The 18,668-nt window shown below is 54.5% G+C and carries 16 protein-coding genes; 14 read left to right on the top strand and 2 right to left on the bottom strand.

Annotated features, from left to right (window positions below; all coding sequences use genetic code 11):
- Window positions 1-210: 210 nt before the first annotated feature.
- Window positions 211-1,971, bottom strand: a complete 1,761-nt coding sequence (ycaO, locus tag AC4OVS_RS14775) for a 30S ribosomal protein S12 methylthiotransferase accessory factor YcaO (protein WP_022647625.1) — start codon at window positions 1,969-1,971, stop codon at window positions 211-213.
- Between the two features lie 127 nt (window positions 1,972-2,098).
- Between ycaO and AC4OVS_RS14770 the strand changes: the two genes are divergently transcribed.
- The 13 genes from AC4OVS_RS14770 to AC4OVS_RS14710 all read left to right on the top strand — a co-directional run bounded on the left by AC4OVS_RS14770 (window position 2,099) and on the right by AC4OVS_RS14710 (window position 17,009).
- Window positions 2,099-2,791: a DUF421 domain-containing protein gene (locus AC4OVS_RS14770; protein WP_023299721.1), complete on the top strand. Its 693-nt coding sequence runs from the start codon at window positions 2,099-2,101 to the stop codon at window positions 2,789-2,791.
- Between the two features lie 162 nt (window positions 2,792-2,953).
- Window positions 2,954-4,042 carry a 3-phosphoserine/phosphohydroxythreonine transaminase gene (gene serC / locus AC4OVS_RS14765; RefSeq protein WP_022647627.1) on the top strand — a complete coding sequence of 363 codons (1,089 nt, stop codon included), beginning with the start codon at window positions 2,954-2,956 and terminating at the stop codon, window positions 4,040-4,042.
- Between the two features lie 68 nt (window positions 4,043-4,110).
- Complete coding sequence (gene aroA, locus AC4OVS_RS14760) at window positions 4,111-5,394, top strand: 3-phosphoshikimate 1-carboxyvinyltransferase (RefSeq protein ID WP_022647628.1); 1,284 nt, start codon at window positions 4,111-4,113, stop codon at window positions 5,392-5,394.
- 185 nt (window positions 5,395-5,579) lie between these two features.
- Complete coding sequence (cmk, locus tag AC4OVS_RS14755; protein WP_015570968.1) at window positions 5,580-6,263, top strand: (d)CMP kinase; 684 nt, start codon at window positions 5,580-5,582, stop codon at window positions 6,261-6,263.
- 111 nt (window positions 6,264-6,374) lie between these two features.
- A complete protein-coding gene (gene rpsA, locus AC4OVS_RS14750) occupies window positions 6,375-8,048 on the top strand; it encodes a 30S ribosomal protein S1 (protein WP_003858235.1) in 1,674 nt (557 codons plus the stop codon).
- Window positions 8,049-8,218: 170 nt separating this feature from the next.
- Window positions 8,219-8,506, top strand: a complete 288-nt coding sequence (gene ihfB, locus AC4OVS_RS14745; protein ID WP_003858233.1) for an integration host factor subunit beta — start codon at window positions 8,219-8,221, stop codon at window positions 8,504-8,506.
- A gap of 211 nt (window positions 8,507-8,717) precedes the next feature.
- On the top strand, window positions 8,718-10,982 hold the full coding sequence (locus tag AC4OVS_RS14740; protein ID WP_491922528.1) for a ComEC family protein: 2,265 nt from the start codon (window positions 8,718-8,720) through the stop codon (window positions 10,980-10,982).
- Between the two features lie 36 nt (window positions 10,983-11,018).
- Window positions 11,019-12,767: a lipid A ABC transporter ATP-binding protein/permease MsbA gene (gene msbA, locus AC4OVS_RS14735; RefSeq protein ID WP_069596409.1), complete on the top strand. Its 1,749-nt coding sequence runs from the start codon at window positions 11,019-11,021 to the stop codon at window positions 12,765-12,767.
- Window positions 12,764-13,741, top strand: coding sequence for a tetraacyldisaccharide 4'-kinase (gene lpxK / locus AC4OVS_RS14730; protein WP_491922527.1), 978 nt, complete (start codon window positions 12,764-12,766; stop codon window positions 13,739-13,741). The genes msbA and lpxK overlap by 4 nt, the downstream gene beginning before the upstream one ends.
- 43 nt (window positions 13,742-13,784) lie before the next feature.
- Entirely contained in the window at window positions 13,785-15,014 is a 1,230-nt protein-coding gene (locus AC4OVS_RS14725) for a winged helix-turn-helix domain-containing protein (protein ID WP_491922526.1), read from the top strand.
- Window positions 15,015-15,059: 45 nt separating this feature from the next.
- Window positions 15,060-15,242 carry a protein YcaR gene (gene ycaR, locus AC4OVS_RS14720; RefSeq protein WP_003858220.1) on the top strand — a complete coding sequence of 61 codons (183 nt, stop codon included), beginning with the start codon at window positions 15,060-15,062 and terminating at the stop codon, window positions 15,240-15,242.
- Window positions 15,239-15,985, top strand: coding sequence for a 3-deoxy-manno-octulosonate cytidylyltransferase (kdsB, locus tag AC4OVS_RS14715; protein WP_023299728.1), 747 nt, complete (start codon window positions 15,239-15,241; stop codon window positions 15,983-15,985). Before ycaR ends, kdsB begins: the two co-directional genes overlap by 4 nt.
- Window positions 15,986-16,115: 130 nt before the next feature.
- A complete protein-coding gene (locus tag AC4OVS_RS14710) occupies window positions 16,116-17,009 on the top strand; it encodes a YcbJ family phosphotransferase (protein WP_003858216.1) in 894 nt (297 codons plus the stop codon).
- On the opposite strand, the gene elyC is transcribed toward AC4OVS_RS14710, so the two are convergent.
- The gene (elyC, locus tag AC4OVS_RS14705; protein ID WP_165716284.1) at window positions 16,986-17,765 is read right to left on the bottom strand and encodes an envelope biogenesis factor ElyC; all 780 of its coding nucleotides are present in this window, start codon (window positions 17,763-17,765) and stop codon (window positions 16,986-16,988) included. The genes AC4OVS_RS14710 and elyC overlap by 24 nt on opposite strands.
- A 120-nt stretch (window positions 17,766-17,885) precedes the next feature.
- Here elyC and cmoM point away from each other — a divergent pair, with 120 nt between their 5' ends.
- Entirely contained in the window at window positions 17,886-18,665 is a 780-nt protein-coding gene (gene cmoM / locus AC4OVS_RS14700; RefSeq protein ID WP_006809373.1) for a tRNA uridine 5-oxyacetic acid(34) methyltransferase CmoM, read from the top strand.
- The last annotated feature ends 3 nt before the right edge of the window (window positions 18,666-18,668 follow it).

Here is an 18,668-nt window from a genome sequence, read left to right as displayed (position 1 = left end):
AGCCTCCCGTGGAACAGTTAATTAAAATGGAGTATTTATTAGAATTAGTAACAGTAAAGCCCAGGTAAGCGTTTTTATATTTACCCGTGGTTAACTTAATTATTACAATTAAACGTCATTGCGGAAAAATAAAAAAAAGGGGCAATGAAATTGCCCCGTAATATAGCTCAGGCGATTGAATACGCCTACAGCCATTAATGTTATATGCGCTTATTTTGACCAGTAAGCGGCTTTAGCCTTCTGCAATTTTTCATACGCATTCAGCAGCGACTGATGCGCCGGGAAGGCTTTCAGATCGCTGTCAACCGCTTGCAGGCCATAGAACGGTTCTTCACCGCTCAGCGCCGCGCTGGCAGCTTCAACGGCATCTGCACCGTACATGCGGACGAAGGCGTTCAGATACTGCAATGGCTCGCGGTCGTCTTCCTGAGAAAGCAAGAGCAGCGTTTGCAGGCAACGGTAATAGTTAGTGCGCTCGGCGGAGAAGACGGACTGGTTAAACTCCATCGTCCACTCGGTCCAGGCCAAAGCCTGATCCAGATCGCCGCCCGCCAGCGCCAGCATCGCTTTTAGCTCGCCGATGCGCAGCGTGTACCAGCCGTTATCTTTTCCGGTTGCCAGACCCAGCAGTTCGCGTACGCGGGTGAAATCATCGTGTCCTTCTTCGTCCAGTTGGGCGATCAGGTTCAGATAATCTTCTTTATCCCACTCGCTGCCCGGCAGGGCCAGCAGGGTTTCACGCAGATGCGCGCCCATGCTGTTGTTCGCCAGCCACAGATCTTCTGCCGGATAGATGTCCGACATACCCGGCACAATAATACGGCACGCATAAACGCCAAGGTGTTCATAGTCGGCAATATAGACTTCCTGATCTTCCGCGTTGAAGATCGCCATCAGGGTGGCGAACTCTTCTTCCGTCGTACCGGCAAAGCTCCAGTCCACGAACGGATAGTCTGCGTCCTGTTTGAACATATCCCAGGAGATCAAACCGCTGGAGTCGATGAAGTGCGTTTCGAGGTTGGTGTGCTCGGCGACTTCTTCGTCATCAAAGGTTGGCGGGGTGAACACGTCGAGATCTTTCAGGCTACGACCTTGCAGCAGTTCGGTCACGGTACGCTCCAGCGCCACGCCGAAGTCCGGGTGCGCGCCGAAAGAGGCGAAGCAGGTGCCATTTGCCGGGTTGAACAGTACCACGCAGATAACCGGATATTTGCCGCCCAGAGAGCCGTCATAAGCAAAGATTGGGAAACCTTCTGCTTCCAGTTTGGCGATGGATTCCACCACGCCCGGGTAGCGCGCCAGCACGTCAGCCGGGATCTCCGGCAGGCTGATGGATTCAGCAATAATACGGTTTTTGATGTGACGCTCGAAAACTTCAGACAACCCCTGTACACGCGCTTCGTTACGGGTGTTACCGGCAGACATACCGTTAGACACATACAGATTGCCAACGATGTTCATTGGAATGTAAACGGTCTGCTCGTCAGACTGACGGGTGAACGGCAGGGCGCAGATACCACGATCCTCATTGCCGGATTGCAGGTCGATCAGCATGCTGGCGGTCAGTTCGTTTTCCGGATCGTAGAACGCGCGCAGGCGGGCATCAAGAATGCCTTCCGGCAGTTCGTCGTCTTCGGGTAGCGGGAACCATTTTTCGTTCGGGTAGTGAACGAACGGGCCGTTGGCAATCGTTTCACCCAGCCAGAAGTCGGCGAAGAAATAGTTGGTGGACAGACGCTCAAAATACTCACCCAGCGCAGAGGCCAGTGCCGCTTTTTTGGTCGCGCCTTTGCCGTTGGTAAAGCACAGCGCACAGTCTTTGTCGCGAATATGCACGGACCAGACGTGAGGCACCGGATTCAGCCAGGAGGCTTCTTCGATATTAAAGCCCAGGTCGGTCAGTTTCTGCTGGAAGCGAGCGATGGAATCTTCCAGAGCGGCGTCTTTGCCGGGGATAAACGTTTGAGTCATGGCGTTCACTTTTATCGTACGTAAAGCGCGCAATGATACGGGTTTTGCGTGACGGGTGCTATCTCCGGCGAAAATAAATGGCTGGGCTATGCTTATAAGCAGTAACCTACTGTTAAGGCATAAAAAAATGAAAGCATTTGATCTCCAGCGGATGGCGTTTGATAAAGTCCCACCTGAGTTTTTAGGCGAAGTGGCGTTGCGTAGCCTGTACACCTTTGTACTCGTCTTCCTGTTTCTGAAAATCACCGGACGTCGCGGCGTGCGGCAGATGTCACTGTTTGAAGTGCTGATTATCCTGACGCTGGGTTCGGCGGCAGGGGACGTTGCCTTTTATGACGATGTGCCGATGGTGCCGGTTTTTATCGTCTTCGTGACGCTTGCGCTGCTGTACCGGCTGGTCATGTGGCTGATGTCGAAAAGTGAAAAACTGGAAGATCTGTTCGAAGGAAAACCGGTGGTGATTGTCGAAGATGGTCAACTGGCCTGGGAGAATGTGCAAAGCGCCAATATGACGGAGTTTGAGTTCTTTATGGAGCTACGTATAAGCAGCGTTGAACAGCTGGGGCAGGTGCGTCTGGCGATTATGGAAACGAACGGTCAAATCAGCGTTTATTACTATCCTGACGATGAGGTCAAGCCCGGCCTGTGCATACTGCCGGATATGCTTATCGAGCGATACAAAACCGTCCCTGATGCGGGCCAGTATGCCTGCATAAAATGCAGCCACGTGGTGGTCATGCAGGCGGGCGATCATCAATTATGCCCTCGCTGTACAAATCCAGAATGGACGAAGGTTAGCCGGGCTAAACGCATTACCTGACAGCGATTTTGTCGGTTTTGCGACAACGGTACGGCAGATTGTTTTGTGTGACGAGGGGCACATTTCTTCGGCCATAAGTTTTAGACATTGCGGCGCGTGTCACTGAATGATAAAACCGATATCCACAGTTATAACTTATGGCTTTTAGCGTGGTGAGGGGAAATGGCTCAAGTCTTTAATTTCAGTTCAGGTCCGGCAATGTTACCGGCAGACGTGCTCAAACAGGCTCAACAGGAGCTGTGTGACTGGAACGGTCTGGGTACGTCGGTGATGGAAGTTAGCCACCGGGGTAAAGCGTTTATTCAGGTGGCGGAAGAGGCAGAAAAGGATTTTCGCGATCTGCTGAACATTCCCTCGAACTACAAAGTATTGTTCTGTCACGGCGGTGGACGCGGTCAGTTTGCGGGTATTCCGCTCAATCTGCTGGGCGACAAATCCACCGCTGATTACGTTGATGCCGGCTACTGGGCGGCCAGTGCGGTAAAAGAAGCGCACAAATATTGCACGCCGAACGTTATCGATGCCAAAGTGACCGTTGACGGTATGCGCGCCGTGAAGCCGATGAGTGAGTGGCAGCTTTCTGACAACGCCGCGTATCTTCATTACTGCCCGAACGAAACCATCGACGGTATCGCTATTCACGAAGAGCCAGACTTTGGCGAAAATGTCATTGTGACGGCGGACTTCTCCTCCACCATTCTGTCCACGCCGCTGGACGTCAGCCGCTACGGCGTCATCTACGCGGGTGCCCAGAAAAACATCGGTCCTGCGGGTCTGACTATCGTTATCGTGCGTGAAGACCTGCTGGGGAAAGCCCATAAGTCTTGCCCGTCAATTCTGGATTACACCGTCCTGAACGACAACGATTCCATGTTCAACACTCCACCAACGTTCGCCTGGTATCTCTCCGGCCTGGTCTTCAAATGGCTGAAGCAAAAAGGCGGCGTGGCGCAGATGGACAAGATCAATCAGCAAAAAGCTGAACTGCTGTACGGCGTGATCGACAAGAGCGATTTCTACCGTAACGATGTCGCCAAAACTAACCGTTCGCGCATGAACGTGCCGTTCCAGCTGGCGGACAACAACCTGGATAACGTGTTCCTGGAAGAGTCCTTCGCGGCGGGTCTGCATGCGCTGAAAGGTCACCGTGTGGTAGGCGGTATGCGTGCCTCTATCTATAACGCGATGCCGCTGGAAGGCGTTAAAGCCCTGACTGATTTCATGATCGACTTCGAACGTCGTCACGGTTAATTGGCTGTTTTTCACCCCCGCAGCGTTCCTGCGGGGTTTTTATTATGTTGAGTTGAGAGTTAAGTTTCATGGAATCCCTGACGTTACAACCTATCGCGCGGGTAGATGGCACCATTAATCTGCCTGGTTCAAAAAGTGTCTCGAACCGCGCTCTGCTGCTGGCAGCTCTGGCAAACGGCACCACCGTCCTTTCCAACCTGCTGGACAGCGATGACGTGCGCCATATGCTCAATGCACTGAAAGCGTTGGGCGTTCAGTATGCGCTGTCAGACGATCGTACCCGTTGTGAAGTCACCGGTAACGGCGGCGCATTACATTCCGCTGAAGCGCTGGAGCTTTTCCTGGGTAACGCCGGTACGGCGATGCGTCCTCTGGCCGCTGCGCTGTGTCTTGGGAGCAACGATATTGTGCTGACCGGCGAGCCGCGCATGAAAGAGCGTCCGATCGGCCACCTGGTCGATGCCCTGCGTCAGGGCGGCGCGCAGATTGATTATCTTGAGCAAGAAAATTACCCGCCACTGCGTCTGCGCGGTGGTTTCACTGGCGGTAATGTTGAGGTTGACGGTAGCGTCTCCAGCCAGTTCCTGACGGCACTGCTGATGACCGCACCGCTGGCTCCAAATGATACCGTGATTAGCATTAAAGGCGATCTGGTCTCTAAGCCGTACATTGATATCACGCTGCACCTGATGAAAACCTTCGGCGTTGAGGTGGAAAACCAGTCTTATCAGCGCTTCGTGGTGCGCGGGGCAAAGCAGTACCAGTCTCCGGGCAACTACCTGGTTGAAGGGGATGCGTCATCCGCGTCCTACTTCCTGGCCGCGGGTGCGATTAAAGGCGGTACGGTAAAAGTGACGGGTATTGGTCGCAACAGCGTGCAGGGCGACATTCGTTTTGCCGACGTGCTGGAAAAAATGGGCGCGGTTGTGACCTGGGGCGATGACTTCATCTCCTGTACGCACGGTGAGCTGAACGCCATCGACATGGACATGAACCATATTCCTGACGCGGCAATGACCATCGCCACCGCTGCGCTGTTTGCGAAAGGCACCACCACGCTGCGTAACATCTATAACTGGCGCGTAAAAGAGACTGACCGCCTGTTCGCAATGGCAACCGAGCTGCGTAAAGTGGGGGCGGTGGTAGAAGAGGGCGAAGACTACATTCGCGTCACGCCGCCGGCAAAACTGCAATTTGCAGAAATTGGCACCTACAACGATCACCGCATGGCGATGTGTTTCTCGCTGGTGGCGCTGTCAGATACGCCAGTCACCATCCTTGACCCGAAGTGCACGGCGAAAACCTTCCCGGACTACTTCGAACAGCTGGCGCGCATTAGCACCCTGGCCTGACGATCGTATGCCGCATCTCCTGATGCGGCATTTCCTTACGCTTTCTGACAGTCATCCTCTTTCATTTCTTCTACACTCTGCTTCAATCATTCCGTAATTTGCACGCAAAGGTAACAGTTGCGCACGTTGGCGCGTATAATGCGCGGCGTTCATGTAAACGGTATGCCTTAATTAAGGAGAAAAAGATGACGGCAATTGCCCCGGTAATCACCATTGATGGGCCAAGTGGCGCAGGGAAAGGTACTCTGTGCAAAGCGATGGCGGAAGCATTGCAATGGCATCTTTTAGATTCGGGAGCAATCTATCGCGTGCTGGCGCTGGCTGCGCTGCATCATCATGTAGATGTTGCGTCTGAAGAAGCGCTGGTACCGCTGGCTGCACATCTGGATGTGCGCTTTGTCTCTACTGATGGCAACCTTGAAGTGATCCTGGAAGGGGAAGATGTCAGCGGTGAAATCCGTACGCAGGAAGTGGCCAATGCGGCCTCTCAGGTGGCGGCTTTCCCACGCGTTCGTGAAGCGCTGTTACGTCGCCAGCGCGGTTTCCGCGAAGCGCCGGGGCTGATCGCCGACGGCCGCGACATGGGAACCGTGGTATTCCCTGATGCGCCAGTGAAAATTTTCCTTGACGCCTCTTCGGAAGAACGTGCTCAACGCCGCATGCTTCAGTTGCAGGAAAAGGGGTTTAGTGTTAACTTTGATCGCCTTTTATCCGAGATAAAAGAGCGCGATGACCGCGATCGTAACCGCGCCGTCGCACCACTTGTTCCCGCGCAAGACGCATTAGTGCTGGATTCAACCAGTTTAACTATTGAGCAAGTGATTGAAAAAGCGCTACAATATGCGCGCCAAAAACTGGCACTCGCGTAATCGCGACCGATTTAGCAGTACCCCCGCTGCAATGGATTGACGGCGGGTATGTGAAACAACCCCATCCGGCACGGAGCCAGGTGGACGTTAATATTAACCTGAAGATTAAACATGACTGAATCTTTTGCTCAACTGTTTGAAGAATCCTTAAAAGAAATCGAAACCCGTCCGGGTTCCATCGTTCGCGGTGTTGTTGTTGCTATCGACAAAGACGTAGTACTGGTTGACGCCGGTCTGAAATCTGAGTCCGCCATCCCGGCTGAGCAGTTCAAAAACGCCCAGGGCGAGCTGGAAATCCAGGTAGGTGACGAAGTTGACGTTGCTCTGGACGCAGTAGAAGACGGCTTCGGCGAAACCCTGCTGTCTCGTGAGAAAGCTAAACGTCACGAAGCATGGATCACGCTGGAAAAAGCTTACGAAGAAGCTGAAACTGTGGTCGGTGTTATCAACGGCAAAGTTAAAGGTGGCTTCACTGTTGAGCTGAATGGTATTCGTGCGTTCCTGCCAGGTTCTCTGGTAGACGTTCGTCCAGTCCGTGACACCCTGCACCTCGAAGGCAAAGAGCTTGAGTTCAAAGTAATCAAGCTGGACCAGAAGCGTAACAACGTTGTTGTTTCTCGTCGTGCCGTTATCGAATCCGAAAACAGCGCAGAACGCGATCAGCTGCTGGAAAACCTGCAGGAAGGCATGGAAGTCAAAGGTATCGTTAAGAACCTCACTGACTACGGCGCATTCGTTGACCTGGGCGGCGTTGATGGCCTGCTGCACATCACCGACATGGCGTGGAAACGCGTTAAGCACCCAAGCGAAATCGTGAACGTGGGCGACGAAATCACTGTTAAAGTGCTGAAGTTCGACCGCGAGCGTACTCGTGTATCCCTCGGCCTGAAACAGCTGGGTGAAGATCCATGGGTAGCTATCGCTAAGCGTTACCCAGAAGGTACTAAACTGACTGGTCGCGTTACCAACCTGACCGACTACGGCTGCTTCGTTGAAATCGAAGAAGGCGTTGAAGGCCTGGTGCACGTTTCCGAAATGGACTGGACCAACAAAAACATCCACCCATCCAAAGTTGTTAACGTTGGTGATGTAGTGGAAGTGATGGTTCTGGATATCGACGAAGAACGTCGTCGTATCTCCCTGGGCCTGAAGCAGTGCAAAAACAACCCATGGCAGCAGTTCGCGGAAACCCACAACAAGGGCGACCGTGTTGAAGGTAAAATCAAGTCTATCACTGACTTCGGTATCTTCATCGGCCTGGACGGCGGCATCGATGGCCTGGTTCACCTGTCTGACATCTCCTGGAACGTTGCAGGCGAAGAAGCAGTTCGTGAATACAAAAAAGGCGACGAAATCGCAGCAGTTGTTCTGCAGGTTGACGCAGAGCGTGAACGTATCTCCCTGGGCGTTAAACAGCTCGCAGAAGATCCGTTCAACAACTGGGTTGCACTGAACAAGAAAGGCGCAATCGTAAACGGTAAAGTGACTGCTGTTGACGCTAAAGGCGCAACCGTAGAACTGGCTGACGGCGTTGAAGGTTACCTGCGCGCTTCCGAAGCTTCACGTGACCGCGTTGAAGATGCAACTCTGGTTCTGAGCGTTGGTGACGACGTTGAAGCTAAGTTCACCGGTGTTGACCGTAAGAACCGTGCAATCAGCCTGTCTGTTCGTGCTAAAGACGAAGCTGATGAGAAAGATGCAATCGCAACTGTGAACAAACAGGAAGATGCAAACTTCTCTAACAACGCAATGGCTGAAGCTTTCAAAGCAGCTAAAGGCGAGTAAGTTCAGGTTCGCACCATCATTTGAGCTGTAACGCATTTACAGCGCGAAGGATGGAGAGCAGACTTGACAGATTGCAGGATTCGTCCTGTAATCAATAACAAAGGGCGGCTACGGCCGCCCTTGTTTAATAAGCTGTTCAGCTAATGGGTTTGAAAGGAACCGGAGGAATCATGACCAAGTCAGAATTGATTGAAAGACTTGCCAGTCAGCAACCGCATATCCCTGCCAAGGCTGTGGAAGATGCCGTTAAAGAGATGCTGGAGCATATGGCTACCACTCTTGCCCAGGGCGAGCGCATTGAAATCCGCGGTTTCGGTAGTTTTTCCCTGCACTATCGTGCACCACGTACCGGGCGTAACCCGAAGACTGGCGATAAAGTGGAGCTGGAAGGAAAGTATGTTCCGCACTTTAAGCCGGGTAAAGAACTGCGCGATCGCGCCAATATTTACGGTAACTGAGTTTAATCATCAGGGTTAAACTGAGTTTAAAGAAAGCACCTTAGGGTGCTTTTTTTGTATCCCGCCCTGCATTTCTGAATACGCGCCGCATTTAAATTTCCTCTTTGCTGTAAACGCTTAAAAACGTTGCAGCGCCCGCTGTAAATCACGCCTTTTCTGTCTGACGACGCATCAGTCCCGCCGCATAATCGCCTGAAACATGGAGGTGAAGATGGGGATCCACGTTATCAGTATGTGCGCCATTCTGGCCATAATCCCGCTCTATTGGTTACCCGTTTTGCCAGATTTGCATATTGTCTGGTTGCTGATTGCCGCAGGAGTTGCGTTATCCGTACAGAAGAGAAAATGGCTCAGGTTTTCAGGCCTCGCATTGCTTTTTATGTGCTGGGGGATCCTGGCCGCTCAGGAAAGCGTGTGGCCGATGAACCATTTAACGAAAGCACCTCAGCAGGCCGAGGTGGTCATTACCGCAACGGACGGCGCAACGATGCATCAGGGAAGGATTATCAGCCTCAATGGAGAACGCGTGTGGGCTGCCATGGGCGTGTCACTCTACGGCAACTACCTGCCTCAAAATGTCTGCGTGGGTCAACGCTGGGCGATGACCCTGCGGCTCAGGGCGGTACACGGAGAACTCAACGATGGCGGCTATGATTCGCAGAAAAACGCCTTTGCCCGACACCAGACGCTGAGCGGACGGTTTACCCATGCGGAGATTATCGACGCACGCTGTAGCCTGCGTTCGCAATACCTGACATCACTACAGAATACGCTTTCAGCATATCAGTGGGGGCCCGTGATCCTGGGGCTGGGAATGGGGGAGCGGCTATCGGTCTCGCGGGAGATAAAAAACCTGATGCGTGAGACCGGAACGATGCATCTCATGGCCATTTCGGGATTGCATATTGCGCTGGCAGCTTCTGCTGTCTGGCTACTGGCTCGGGGCATCCAGTTTTTCCTGCCGGGCCGCTGGATTATCTGGCAAGTGCCCTTACTGGCAGGTCTGCTTTTTGCCGCCTTTTACGCATGGCTAACGGGATTGCAGCCGCCCGCGCTGCGTACGGTTATGGCGCTTGTGGTACTGGCTGCATTAAAAATGAGTGGTCGCCAGTGGTCGCCCTGGCAGGTATGGCTTACCTGCGTGGCGGCGATCCTGTTTTTCGATCCGCTGGCGGTACTGTCACAAAGCCTGGCGTTATCCGCGTTTGCGGTCGCCGCGCTTATTTTTTGGTATCAGTGGTTGCCTCTCCCGCACTGGCAACGTGGCCGGTGCCTGCGGCCGCTGGTTACGCTGTTGTATTTGCAGGTTGGAATGCTGCTGCTCCTGTTGCCGCTTCAGGTACTGATTTTCCATGGTTTCAGTCTCTCCTCGCTGGTGGCGAATCTGTTTGCTGTTCCTCTGGTAACGATTATCTCAGTTCCACTGATCCTGCTCGGCATGTTTCTGCATCTGTTTCCGGTGGCGACGCTGGAAAGTATCGTCTGGCTGGCTGCCGATAAGTCTCTGGCAGGACTTTTCTGGCTATTGATGCGTTTACCGAATGGCTGGCAGGACGTGGATGAACGCTGGCAATACCTGACGTTACTGCCGTGGCTGCTGATCATTGGCTGGCGATTCAGGGCCTTCAGCGCAGTACCCGCAGTCTGTCTGGCAGGCAGCGTGGTGATGGCATTTCCCCTCTGGCACAGGATTAAAACTGACAGCTGGTCCCTGCATATGCTGGATGTAGGGCAAGGGCTGGCGATGGTCATTGAGCGTCACGGGAAGGCCATTCTGTATGACACCGGGCTGGCATGGCCCGGTGGGGACAGCGCGCAGCAGCTGATTATCCCCTGGCTACGCTGGCATCATCTGAGGCCGGAAGGGGTGATCCTGAGCCATGAACATCTCGACCACGCGGGGGGACTGGCATCGCTAAAAGCTGCCTGGCCTGCAATGTGGATCAGAAGCCCCTTAGCCTGGACCGGACATCTTCCGTGCTTTCGTGGACAGCGATGGCAGTGGCATGGGTTAACGTTCTCCGTGCATTGGCCACCCGAAAACACCTCGGCGAAAGGTAACAACCGCTCCTGTGTGGTAAAAATCGATGACGGCGAACAGAGCGTTTTACTGACCGGAGATATTGAAGCGCAGGCAGAACTGGCAATGATGAGCCACCGCTGGCGTCAACTTGCGGCTACACTGATTCAGGTGCCGCATCATGGGAGTAACACTTCATCTTCAACACCGCTGCTACAGCGCGTGGAGGGGCAGGTTTCGCTGGCCTCGATGGCCCGCTATAACGCGTGGCGTTTCCCTTCCATCAAAGTAGTCAGGCGCTATCGAACTGAGGGATATCTCTGGCTTGATACCCCGCAGTCCGGACAGATAACTGTGACGTTTTCGCACCAAAGTCGGCAAATTCGCCGCTTACGTGAACACTATTTACCGCGTTGGTATCATCAGTGGTTTGGCGCGCCCGTAGATAACGGGTAGAATATGCGGCTATTTCAACAAATGCTGGTTTTTTGAATGCATAACGACAAAGATCTCTCCACGTGGCAAACGTTCCGCCGGCTCTGGCCGATGATTGCACCTTTCAAAGCAGGCTTGATCGTGGCGGGCGTAGCGTTAATCCTCAACGCAGCCAGCGATACGTTTATGTTATCGCTTCTCAAACCGTTACTGGATGACGGTTTTGGTAAAACGGATCGTTCAGTGCTGCTATGGATGCCGCTGGTGGTTATTGGGCTGATGATCTTACGCGGAATCTCCAGCTATGTATCCAGCTACTGCATCTCCTGGGTATCCGGTAAAGTGGTGATGACCATGCGCCGTCGGTTATTCAGCCACATGATGGGGATGCCAGTCTCATTCTTTGACAAACAGTCAACCGGTACCCTGCTGTCGCGTATTACCTACGATTCAGAGCAGGTGGCGTCGTCCTCTTCCAGCGCACTGATTACCGTTGTGCGTGAAGGCGCATCCATCATCGGTCTTTTTGCGATGATGTTCTATTACAGCTGGCAACTGTCGCTGATCCTTATTGTGCTGGCGCCGATTGTCTCCATCGCGATCCGCGTGGTATCAAAGCGTTTTCGTAACATCAGTAAAAATATGCAGAATACGATGGGGCAGGTGACTACCAGCGCCGAGCAGATGCTGAAAGGCCATAAGGAAGTGTTGATCTTCGGCGGTCAGGAAGTCGAAACCAAACGCTTTGACAAGGTCAGCAACAAAATGCGCCTGCAAGGGATGAAAATGGTATCGGCCTCGTCGATTTCCGATCCGATCATTCAGCTGATTGCCTCTTTGGCCCTGGCCTTCGTCCTGTATGCAGCAAGCTTCCCGAGCGTCATGGAAACCCTGACTGCGGGTACCATTACCGTGGTGTTCTCATCCATGATTGCGCTGATGCGTCCGCTGAAATCGCTGACTAACGTCAACGCCCAGTTCCAGCGCGGGATGGCAGCCTGTCAGACGCTGTTCAGCATCCTCGATTCCGAACAAGAAAAAGATGAAGGTACACGCGTGATAGAGCGCGCTAAAGGTGACCTGGAATTCCGCAACGTGACCTTTACCTATCCAGGCCGTGAAGTGCCGGCGCTGCGTGATATCAGCCTGTCCATCCCGGCGGGTAAGACCGTTGCACTGGTCGGTCGTTCCGGTTCGGGCAAGTCGACTATTGCCAGCCTGATTACCCGTTTCTACGATATCGACCAGGGCGAAATCCTGCTTGATAGTCACGACCTGCGGGAATATACCCTACAGTCGTTGCGTAACCAGGTCGCGCTGGTTTCGCAGAACGTGCATCTGTTCAACGATACGGTGGCGAACAACATTGCGTATGCCCGTACCGAAGAGTACAGCCGTGAAGAGATCGAGAATGCGGCGCGTATGGCCTATGCGATGGACTTCATTAACAAAATGGATAACGGTCTGGATACGATCATTGGCGAAAACGGGGTGCTGCTCTCCGGTGGTCAGCGTCAACGTATCGCGATTGCCCGAGCGCTGCTGCGCAACAGCCCGATTCTGATCCTCGATGAAGCAACGTCCGCACTGGATACGGAATCTGAACGCGCTATCCAGTCGGCTCTGGATGAATTACAGAAAAACCGTACCTCGCTGGTTATCGCGCACCGTCTGTCGACCATCGAACAGGCTGACGAAATCGTGGTGGTGGAAGACGGCGTTATCGTTGAACGCGGCAGCCATGCGGACCTGCTGGAACAACGTGGTGTTTACGCGCAGCTTCATAAAATGCAGTTCGGTCAATGATTGCACGCATCTGGTCGGGTGAATCCCCTCTGTGGGTGCTGCTTCTCCCGCTCTCCTGGCTGTATGGCCTGGTGAGCGGTGCTATTCGTCTGCTTTATCGCCTCAGGATCAAGCGCGCCTGGCGCGCACCGGTACCGGTAGTGGTGGTCGGCAACCTGACGGCGGGTGGAAACGGCAAAACGCCGGTGGTGATCTGGCTGGTAGAACAGCTCCAGAAGCGCGGTATCCGCCCGGGAGTTGTCTCACGCGGTTACGGTGGTAAAGCGGCGCAGTATCCACTGGTGCTGAGCCCAGCTACGACAACCGCTGAAGCCGGTGATGAGCCGGTACTGATTTACCAACGTACTGGCGCGCCGGTTGCGGTATCGCCGATGCGCAGTGATGCCGTAAAGGCACTGCTTGCAGAGCATGACGTACAAATCATAATTACCGATGATGGTTTGCAGCATTACGCGCTGGCGCGTGACAAAGAGATCGTGGTTATTGACGGCGTGCGGCGTTTTGGCAACGGCTGGTGGCTGCCAGCCGGTCCAATGCGTGAGCGTGCGTCGCGCCTGAAGAGCGTCGATGCCGTGATTGTAAACGGTGGTGAAGCCAGAGCGGGTGAGATCCCGATGCATCTTCGTCCCGGAAAGGCAGTGAATATGCTGACCGGCGAGCGTAAAGACGTCGCGTTACTGGATCATCTGATTGCGATGGCTGGGATTGGTCATCCGCCGCGTTTCTTCGCGACGCTGGAGCAGTGCGGCGCTCGGCTGGAAAAACGGGTGCCGCTGGCCGATCACCAGGCGTTAGTTGCCGAAGAGGTTGAAAGGCTGGCAGCGCCGGGCCAGACGCTGATCATGACGGAAAAAGACGCGGTAAAATGCCGGGCCTTTGCGAAAGAAAACTGGTGGTATCTGCCGGTTGACGCTGAACTCAGCGGCGAACAGCCGGAACATTTGCTCAAGGAACTGCTCGCGTTAGTGCAGTAACTTCTACGCGGTTCCGGTGGCGCTTTGACTGACAGGAAAACGCATGTCTCTACCGCAACTCTCACTTGCAGCCGCACGAAACTTGCATCTTGCCGCCCAGGGGCTTCTGAAAAAGCCCCGCCGCCGCGCGCAGCCAGCTGATATCCTCTCTACCGTGCAACGCATGTCGTTGCTGCAAATCGACACCATTAACATCGTGGCGCGTAGCCCGTATCTGGTCCTGTTTAGCCGCCTGGGAAACTATCCTCCGCAGTGGCTGGATAATGCGCTAAGTCAGGGCGAACTGATGGAATACTGGGCGCATGAAGCCTGTTTTCTCCCGCGCAGCGATTTTGCACTGGTGCGTCACCGCATGCTCGCCCCGGACAAAATGGGCTGGAAATACCGCCAGGAATGGATGGCGGAACACGCGGATGAAATAGAGCAACTGATTGCCCATATTCAGAAAAACGGTCCGGTACGCTCCGCGGATTTTGAACACCCGCGAAAAGGCGCAAGCGGATGGTGGGAGTGGAAACCGCACAAACGCCATCTTGAAGGGCTGTTTACGTCGGGCAAAGTGATGGTGGTCGAGCGCCGCAACTTTCAGCGCGTCTATGACCTCACGCACCGCGTTATGCCTCACTGGGACGATACGCGTGACCTGCTGTCTCAGGACGCAGCCGAAGCCATCATGCTCGGGAACAGCGCCCGCAGCCTGGGCATATTCCGCCCACAGTGGCTGGCGGATTATTATCGCCTGCGTCAACCGCAGCTAAAACCGCTGCTGGAAACGTGGCAGCGTGAACAGCGCGTGATGCCGGTCTCGGTTGAGTCGTTAGGTGAAATGTGGCTGCATGCGGATTTGTTCCCTCTGCTGGCGCAGGCGCAAGAGGGCAAACTCCACGCGACCCACAGTGCCGTGCTCTCGCCATTCGACCCCGTAGTCTGGGACAGAAAGCGGGCCGAACAGCTGTTTGATTTCAGCTACCGTCTGGAATGCTACACCCCGGCGCAAAAACGTCAGTACGGTTATTTTGTTTTGCCGTTGCTTCATAAAGGGCAGCTTGTCGGGCGCATGGACGCTAAAATGCACCGTAAAACCGGCACGCTTGAAATTATCGCGCTCTGGCTGGCAGAGGGCATAAAAGTGACGGCAGGCCTGGAAAAAGGGCTAACGTCTGCGCTCGGTGAATTTGCGCGCTGGCAGGGGGCGTATGAAATAGTACTCGGTCGCGTGCCTGCGGGGCTGTTTACGACCTGTCGAGGTGGCTGGGAAACAGGCACTCCCTGAAAAAAGAATGTGGTAAGCTTTAGCAATTACCCATACGGAGGAACTATGGATCACCGTTTACTTGAAATTATTGCCTGCCCGGTGTGCAACGGCAAACTGTATTACAGCCAGGATAAACAAGAGCTGATTTGCAAACTGGACAGCCTGGCGTTCCCGCTGCGTGACGGTATTCCGGTCCTGCTGGAAAATGAAGCCCGTTCTCTGGTGGCAGAAGAGATCAAACCATGAGTTTTGTTGTCATTATCCCTGCGCGTTATGCTTCAACGCGCCTGCCAGGTAAACCACTGGTGGATATCAACGGTAAACCGATGATTGTGCATGTCCTTGAACGGGCACGCGAATCGGGCGCCGGACGCGTCATCGTCGCCACCGATCACCCGGATGTCGCGCGAGCGGTTGAGGCCGCGGGTGGGGAAGTGTGCATGACCCGTGCCGACCACCAGTCAGGCACCGAGCGCCTGGCGGAAGTCGTCGAAAAATGCGGTTTCAGTGACGAGACGGTGATTGTGAACGTGCAGGGCGATGAGCCGATGATCCCGGCGGCTATTATCCGTCAGGTGGCCGACAACCTGGCCCAGCGTAAGGTTGGCATGGCGACCCTCGCGGTGCCGATTCACCACGCTGAAGAGGCGTTCAATCCGAATGCGGTGAAAGTGGTCATGGACGCAGAGGGCTACGCGCTCTATTTCTCCCGCGCCACCATTCCGTGGGATCGCGATCGTTTCGCGCAATCGAAAGAGACGATCGGCGAAACCTTCCTGCGCCACATCGGTATTTACGGCTACCGCGCCGGCTTTATTCGTCGCTATGTCGCCTGGGCACCAAGCCCGCTTGAGCATATCGAAATGCTCGAACAGCTTCGCGTGCTGTGGTACGGCGAGAAAATTCACGTTGCGGTTGCCCAGGAAGTCCCTGGTACCGGCGTGGATACGCCTGAAGATCTCGATCGCGTACGCGTCGAATTGCGTTAATTCGCTGCCATCCCCTCGTTCTGGGGGGATGTTCTCTTCCTTTTCTTTTTCATTATTGATCTCGACCGGGTGACATCCGGGGTTCGCGCGCTCATTATAAAAGCAGTAGTCTTAATGGGGGTAATCTCATATGGAACAGCTGCGTGCTGAACTCAGCCATCTCCTTGGCGAAAAGCTAAGCCGGGTGGAATGCGTGAATGAAAAGGCCGATACCGCACTCTGGTCGTTGTACGACAGTCAGGGAAACCCCATGCCGCTGATGGCCAGAAGTTTTACCTCGCCGGGCGTCGCCAGACAGCTGGCCTGGAAAATGTCGATGCTGGCGCGGGAAGGGACTGTCCGTATGCCGACGGTCTACGGCGTGATGACCCATGAGGAGCATCCCGGCCCGGATGTTCTGCTTATTGAACGTTTACGCGGGGTTTCTGTTGAAGCTCCGACGCGTACACCGGAGCGCTGGGAACAGCTGAAAGATCAGATTGTCGAGGCCCTGCTAGCCTGGCATCGGCAGGACAGCCGGGGTCTTGTTGGCGCGGTAGACAGCACCCAGGAAAACCTGTGGCCGCTGTGGTATCGCCAGCGTGTTGAAGTGCTGTGGGGCACGCTGAACCAGTTCAACAACACCGGTTTAACGATGCAGGACAAACGTATTCTGTTCCGCACCCGGGAATGTCTTCCGACGCTGTTTGAGGGTTTTAACGACAACTGCGTGCTGGTTCACGGCAACTTCACGCTGCGCAGTATGCTTAAAGACTCGCGCAGCGATCAGCTTCTGGCAATGGTCGGGCCGGGGATCATGCTCTGGGCGCCGCGCGAGTACGAACTGTTCAGGCTGAGCGAGGGCGGGGCGGCGGAAGATTTGCTCTGGCACTATCTTCAGCGCGCCCCCGTTGCGGAGGCCTTTCTCTGGCGACGCTGGCTCTATCTTCTCTGGGATGAGGTGGCGCAACTGGTCAACACCGGGCGCTTTAATCGAGCCAGTTTCGATCTGGCCGCAAAATCACTCCTGCCCTGGCTTGCCTGACGAACCCTTAAGCCACTGCCACAGGCGGCCAAGCGTCTCGTAACCGACGCGGTCGCTGTGCATCAGCCATACCGGGGACGGGATTATCCGTTCCCACAGGTTGAGCGGGGCGTCAATGGCCAGCTGGTTTGCCGGAGCAGGAAGCGGATGCAGGCCCTGATTCTCAAAGAAAATCATTGCGCGCGGCAGGTGTGAAGCAGAGGTCACCAGCAGGAACGGCACATCACCGATGGCTTGTTTCACCGCAGCAGCTTCTTCTTCGGTATCTTTTGGGCTATCCAGCGTAATGATGGCGGAACGTGGTACGCCAAGCGATTCAGCCACTCTTGCCCCTGCTTCAGCGGTACTTACCGGATTGGTTTTTGCCGCAGCGCCCGTGAAGATCATCTTCGATCCCGGATTGGCCAGCCACAGGCGGATCCCCTCGTTCAGGCGCGGCAGGCTGTTGTTGATCAGGTTCGAGCTGGGCGCCCAGTTCGGATCCCAGGTATACCCGCCGCCCAGCACCACGATATAGCCCACCTTCTGTTTTCCCTGCCATGTAGGGTAGGTGTTTTCAATCGGGCGTAACAAACCGTCAGCGACCGGTTGCAGGCTGAGTAACAGCAGCGCCAGCCAGCCCACGGTGACGAGGGATTTACCGCTTTTCTGAAAGCGGCTAAACCATATCAATGCCAGCCCCAGCGCGATGAGAAGCAACAGCAGGGGAAGGGGAAGCATCATGCCTCCGATATATTTTTTTAGGGTAAAAAGCATCCTTTTTGGTTCCTTTTTTAACCATACAGCAGGCGATTGCCCGTGATATTACACCAGAGTGGTTCATTCTCCGCGCGGGTGTGACAAAATAGCGGTTTTGCAGTGAGTGGAACCCTCCCAATGCGGGATCGCAATTTTGATGACATCGCGGAAAAGTTTTCGCGCAACATTTATGGCACCACCAAAGGTCAGCTTCGTCAGACGATCCTCTGGCAGGATCTGGATAAGCTGCTGGCTGAATTTGGTGACCGACCGTTGCGCGTACTGGATGCCGGCGGTGGGGAAGGGCAGACTGCAATTCTGATGGCGCAGCGGGGACATCACGTCACGCTTTGCGATCTTTCTGCCGAGATGGTTGCGCGCGCCGGGCGAGCGGCAGAAGAGAAAGGTGTGAGCGACAACATGCATTTTATACATTGCGCCGCTCAGGACATTCCGCAGCATTTGGAAACGCAGGTTGATCTGATATTGTTTCATGCTGTGCTCGAATGGGTCGCCGAACCACAAGCGATGTTAAAAACGCTGTGGTCGATGCTGCGCCCGGGCGGTGCGTTATCGCTGATGTTTTACAATGCCAACGGCCTGCTAATGCGAAACGTGCTGGTCGGCAATTTTGGCTATGTACAGCAGGGCATGTATAAAAAGAAACGACGCACGCTTTCACCGGATTTCCCCCGTGAACCGCAGCAGGTCTATGGCTGGCTGGAGGAGATCGGTTGGGAAATTACCGGCAAAACCGGCGTGAGGGTGTTTCATGATTATCTGCGTGATAAACAAAAACAGGATGACTGTTTAGACGCCTTAACAGAAATAGAGACGCGGTACTGCCGCCAGGAGCCTTATCTGAGCCTTGGCCGCTATATCCACGTCACCGCGCGCAAGCCGCAGATGCAAGGATAATCT

Source organism: Enterobacter sp. 4974935 (genome assembly GCF_058661735.1).
Note: the sequence above shows the minus strand (reverse complement) of the source record. Positions and strands in the feature narration are given on the sequence as shown.

Bases quoted from the DNA above. Each gene is read 5' to 3' on its own strand.
- ycaO (WP_022647625.1), bottom strand. From the start codon at position 1,971: ATGACTCAAACGTTTATCCCCGGCAAAGACGCCGCTCTGGAAGATTCC.
- AC4OVS_RS14770 (WP_023299721.1), top strand. From the start codon at position 2,099: ATGAAAGCATTTGATCTCCAGCGGATGGCGTTTGATAAAGTCCCACCT.
- serC (WP_022647627.1), top strand. From the start codon at position 2,954: ATGGCTCAAGTCTTTAATTTCAGTTCAGGTCCGGCAATGTTACCGGCA.
- aroA (WP_022647628.1), top strand. From the start codon at position 4,111: ATGGAATCCCTGACGTTACAACCTATCGCGCGGGTAGATGGCACCATT.
- cmk (WP_015570968.1), top strand. From the start codon at position 5,580: ATGACGGCAATTGCCCCGGTAATCACCATTGATGGGCCAAGTGGCGCA.
- rpsA (WP_003858235.1), top strand. From the start codon at position 6,375: ATGACTGAATCTTTTGCTCAACTGTTTGAAGAATCCTTAAAAGAAATC.
- ihfB (WP_003858233.1), top strand. From the start codon at position 8,219: ATGACCAAGTCAGAATTGATTGAAAGACTTGCCAGTCAGCAACCGCAT.
- AC4OVS_RS14740 (WP_491922528.1), top strand. From the start codon at position 8,718: ATGGGGATCCACGTTATCAGTATGTGCGCCATTCTGGCCATAATCCCG.
- msbA (WP_069596409.1), top strand. From the start codon at position 11,019: ATGCATAACGACAAAGATCTCTCCACGTGGCAAACGTTCCGCCGGCTC.
- lpxK (WP_491922527.1), top strand. From the start codon at position 12,764: ATGATTGCACGCATCTGGTCGGGTGAATCCCCTCTGTGGGTGCTGCTT.
- AC4OVS_RS14725 (WP_491922526.1), top strand. From the start codon at position 13,785: ATGTCTCTACCGCAACTCTCACTTGCAGCCGCACGAAACTTGCATCTT.
- ycaR (WP_003858220.1), top strand. From the start codon at position 15,060: ATGGATCACCGTTTACTTGAAATTATTGCCTGCCCGGTGTGCAACGGC.
- kdsB (WP_023299728.1), top strand. From the start codon at position 15,239: ATGAGTTTTGTTGTCATTATCCCTGCGCGTTATGCTTCAACGCGCCTG.
- AC4OVS_RS14710 (WP_003858216.1), top strand. From the start codon at position 16,116: ATGGAACAGCTGCGTGCTGAACTCAGCCATCTCCTTGGCGAAAAGCTA.
- elyC (WP_165716284.1), bottom strand. From the start codon at position 17,765: ATGCTTTTTACCCTAAAAAAATATATCGGAGGCATGATGCTTCCCCTT.
- cmoM (WP_006809373.1), top strand. From the start codon at position 17,886: ATGCGGGATCGCAATTTTGATGACATCGCGGAAAAGTTTTCGCGCAAC.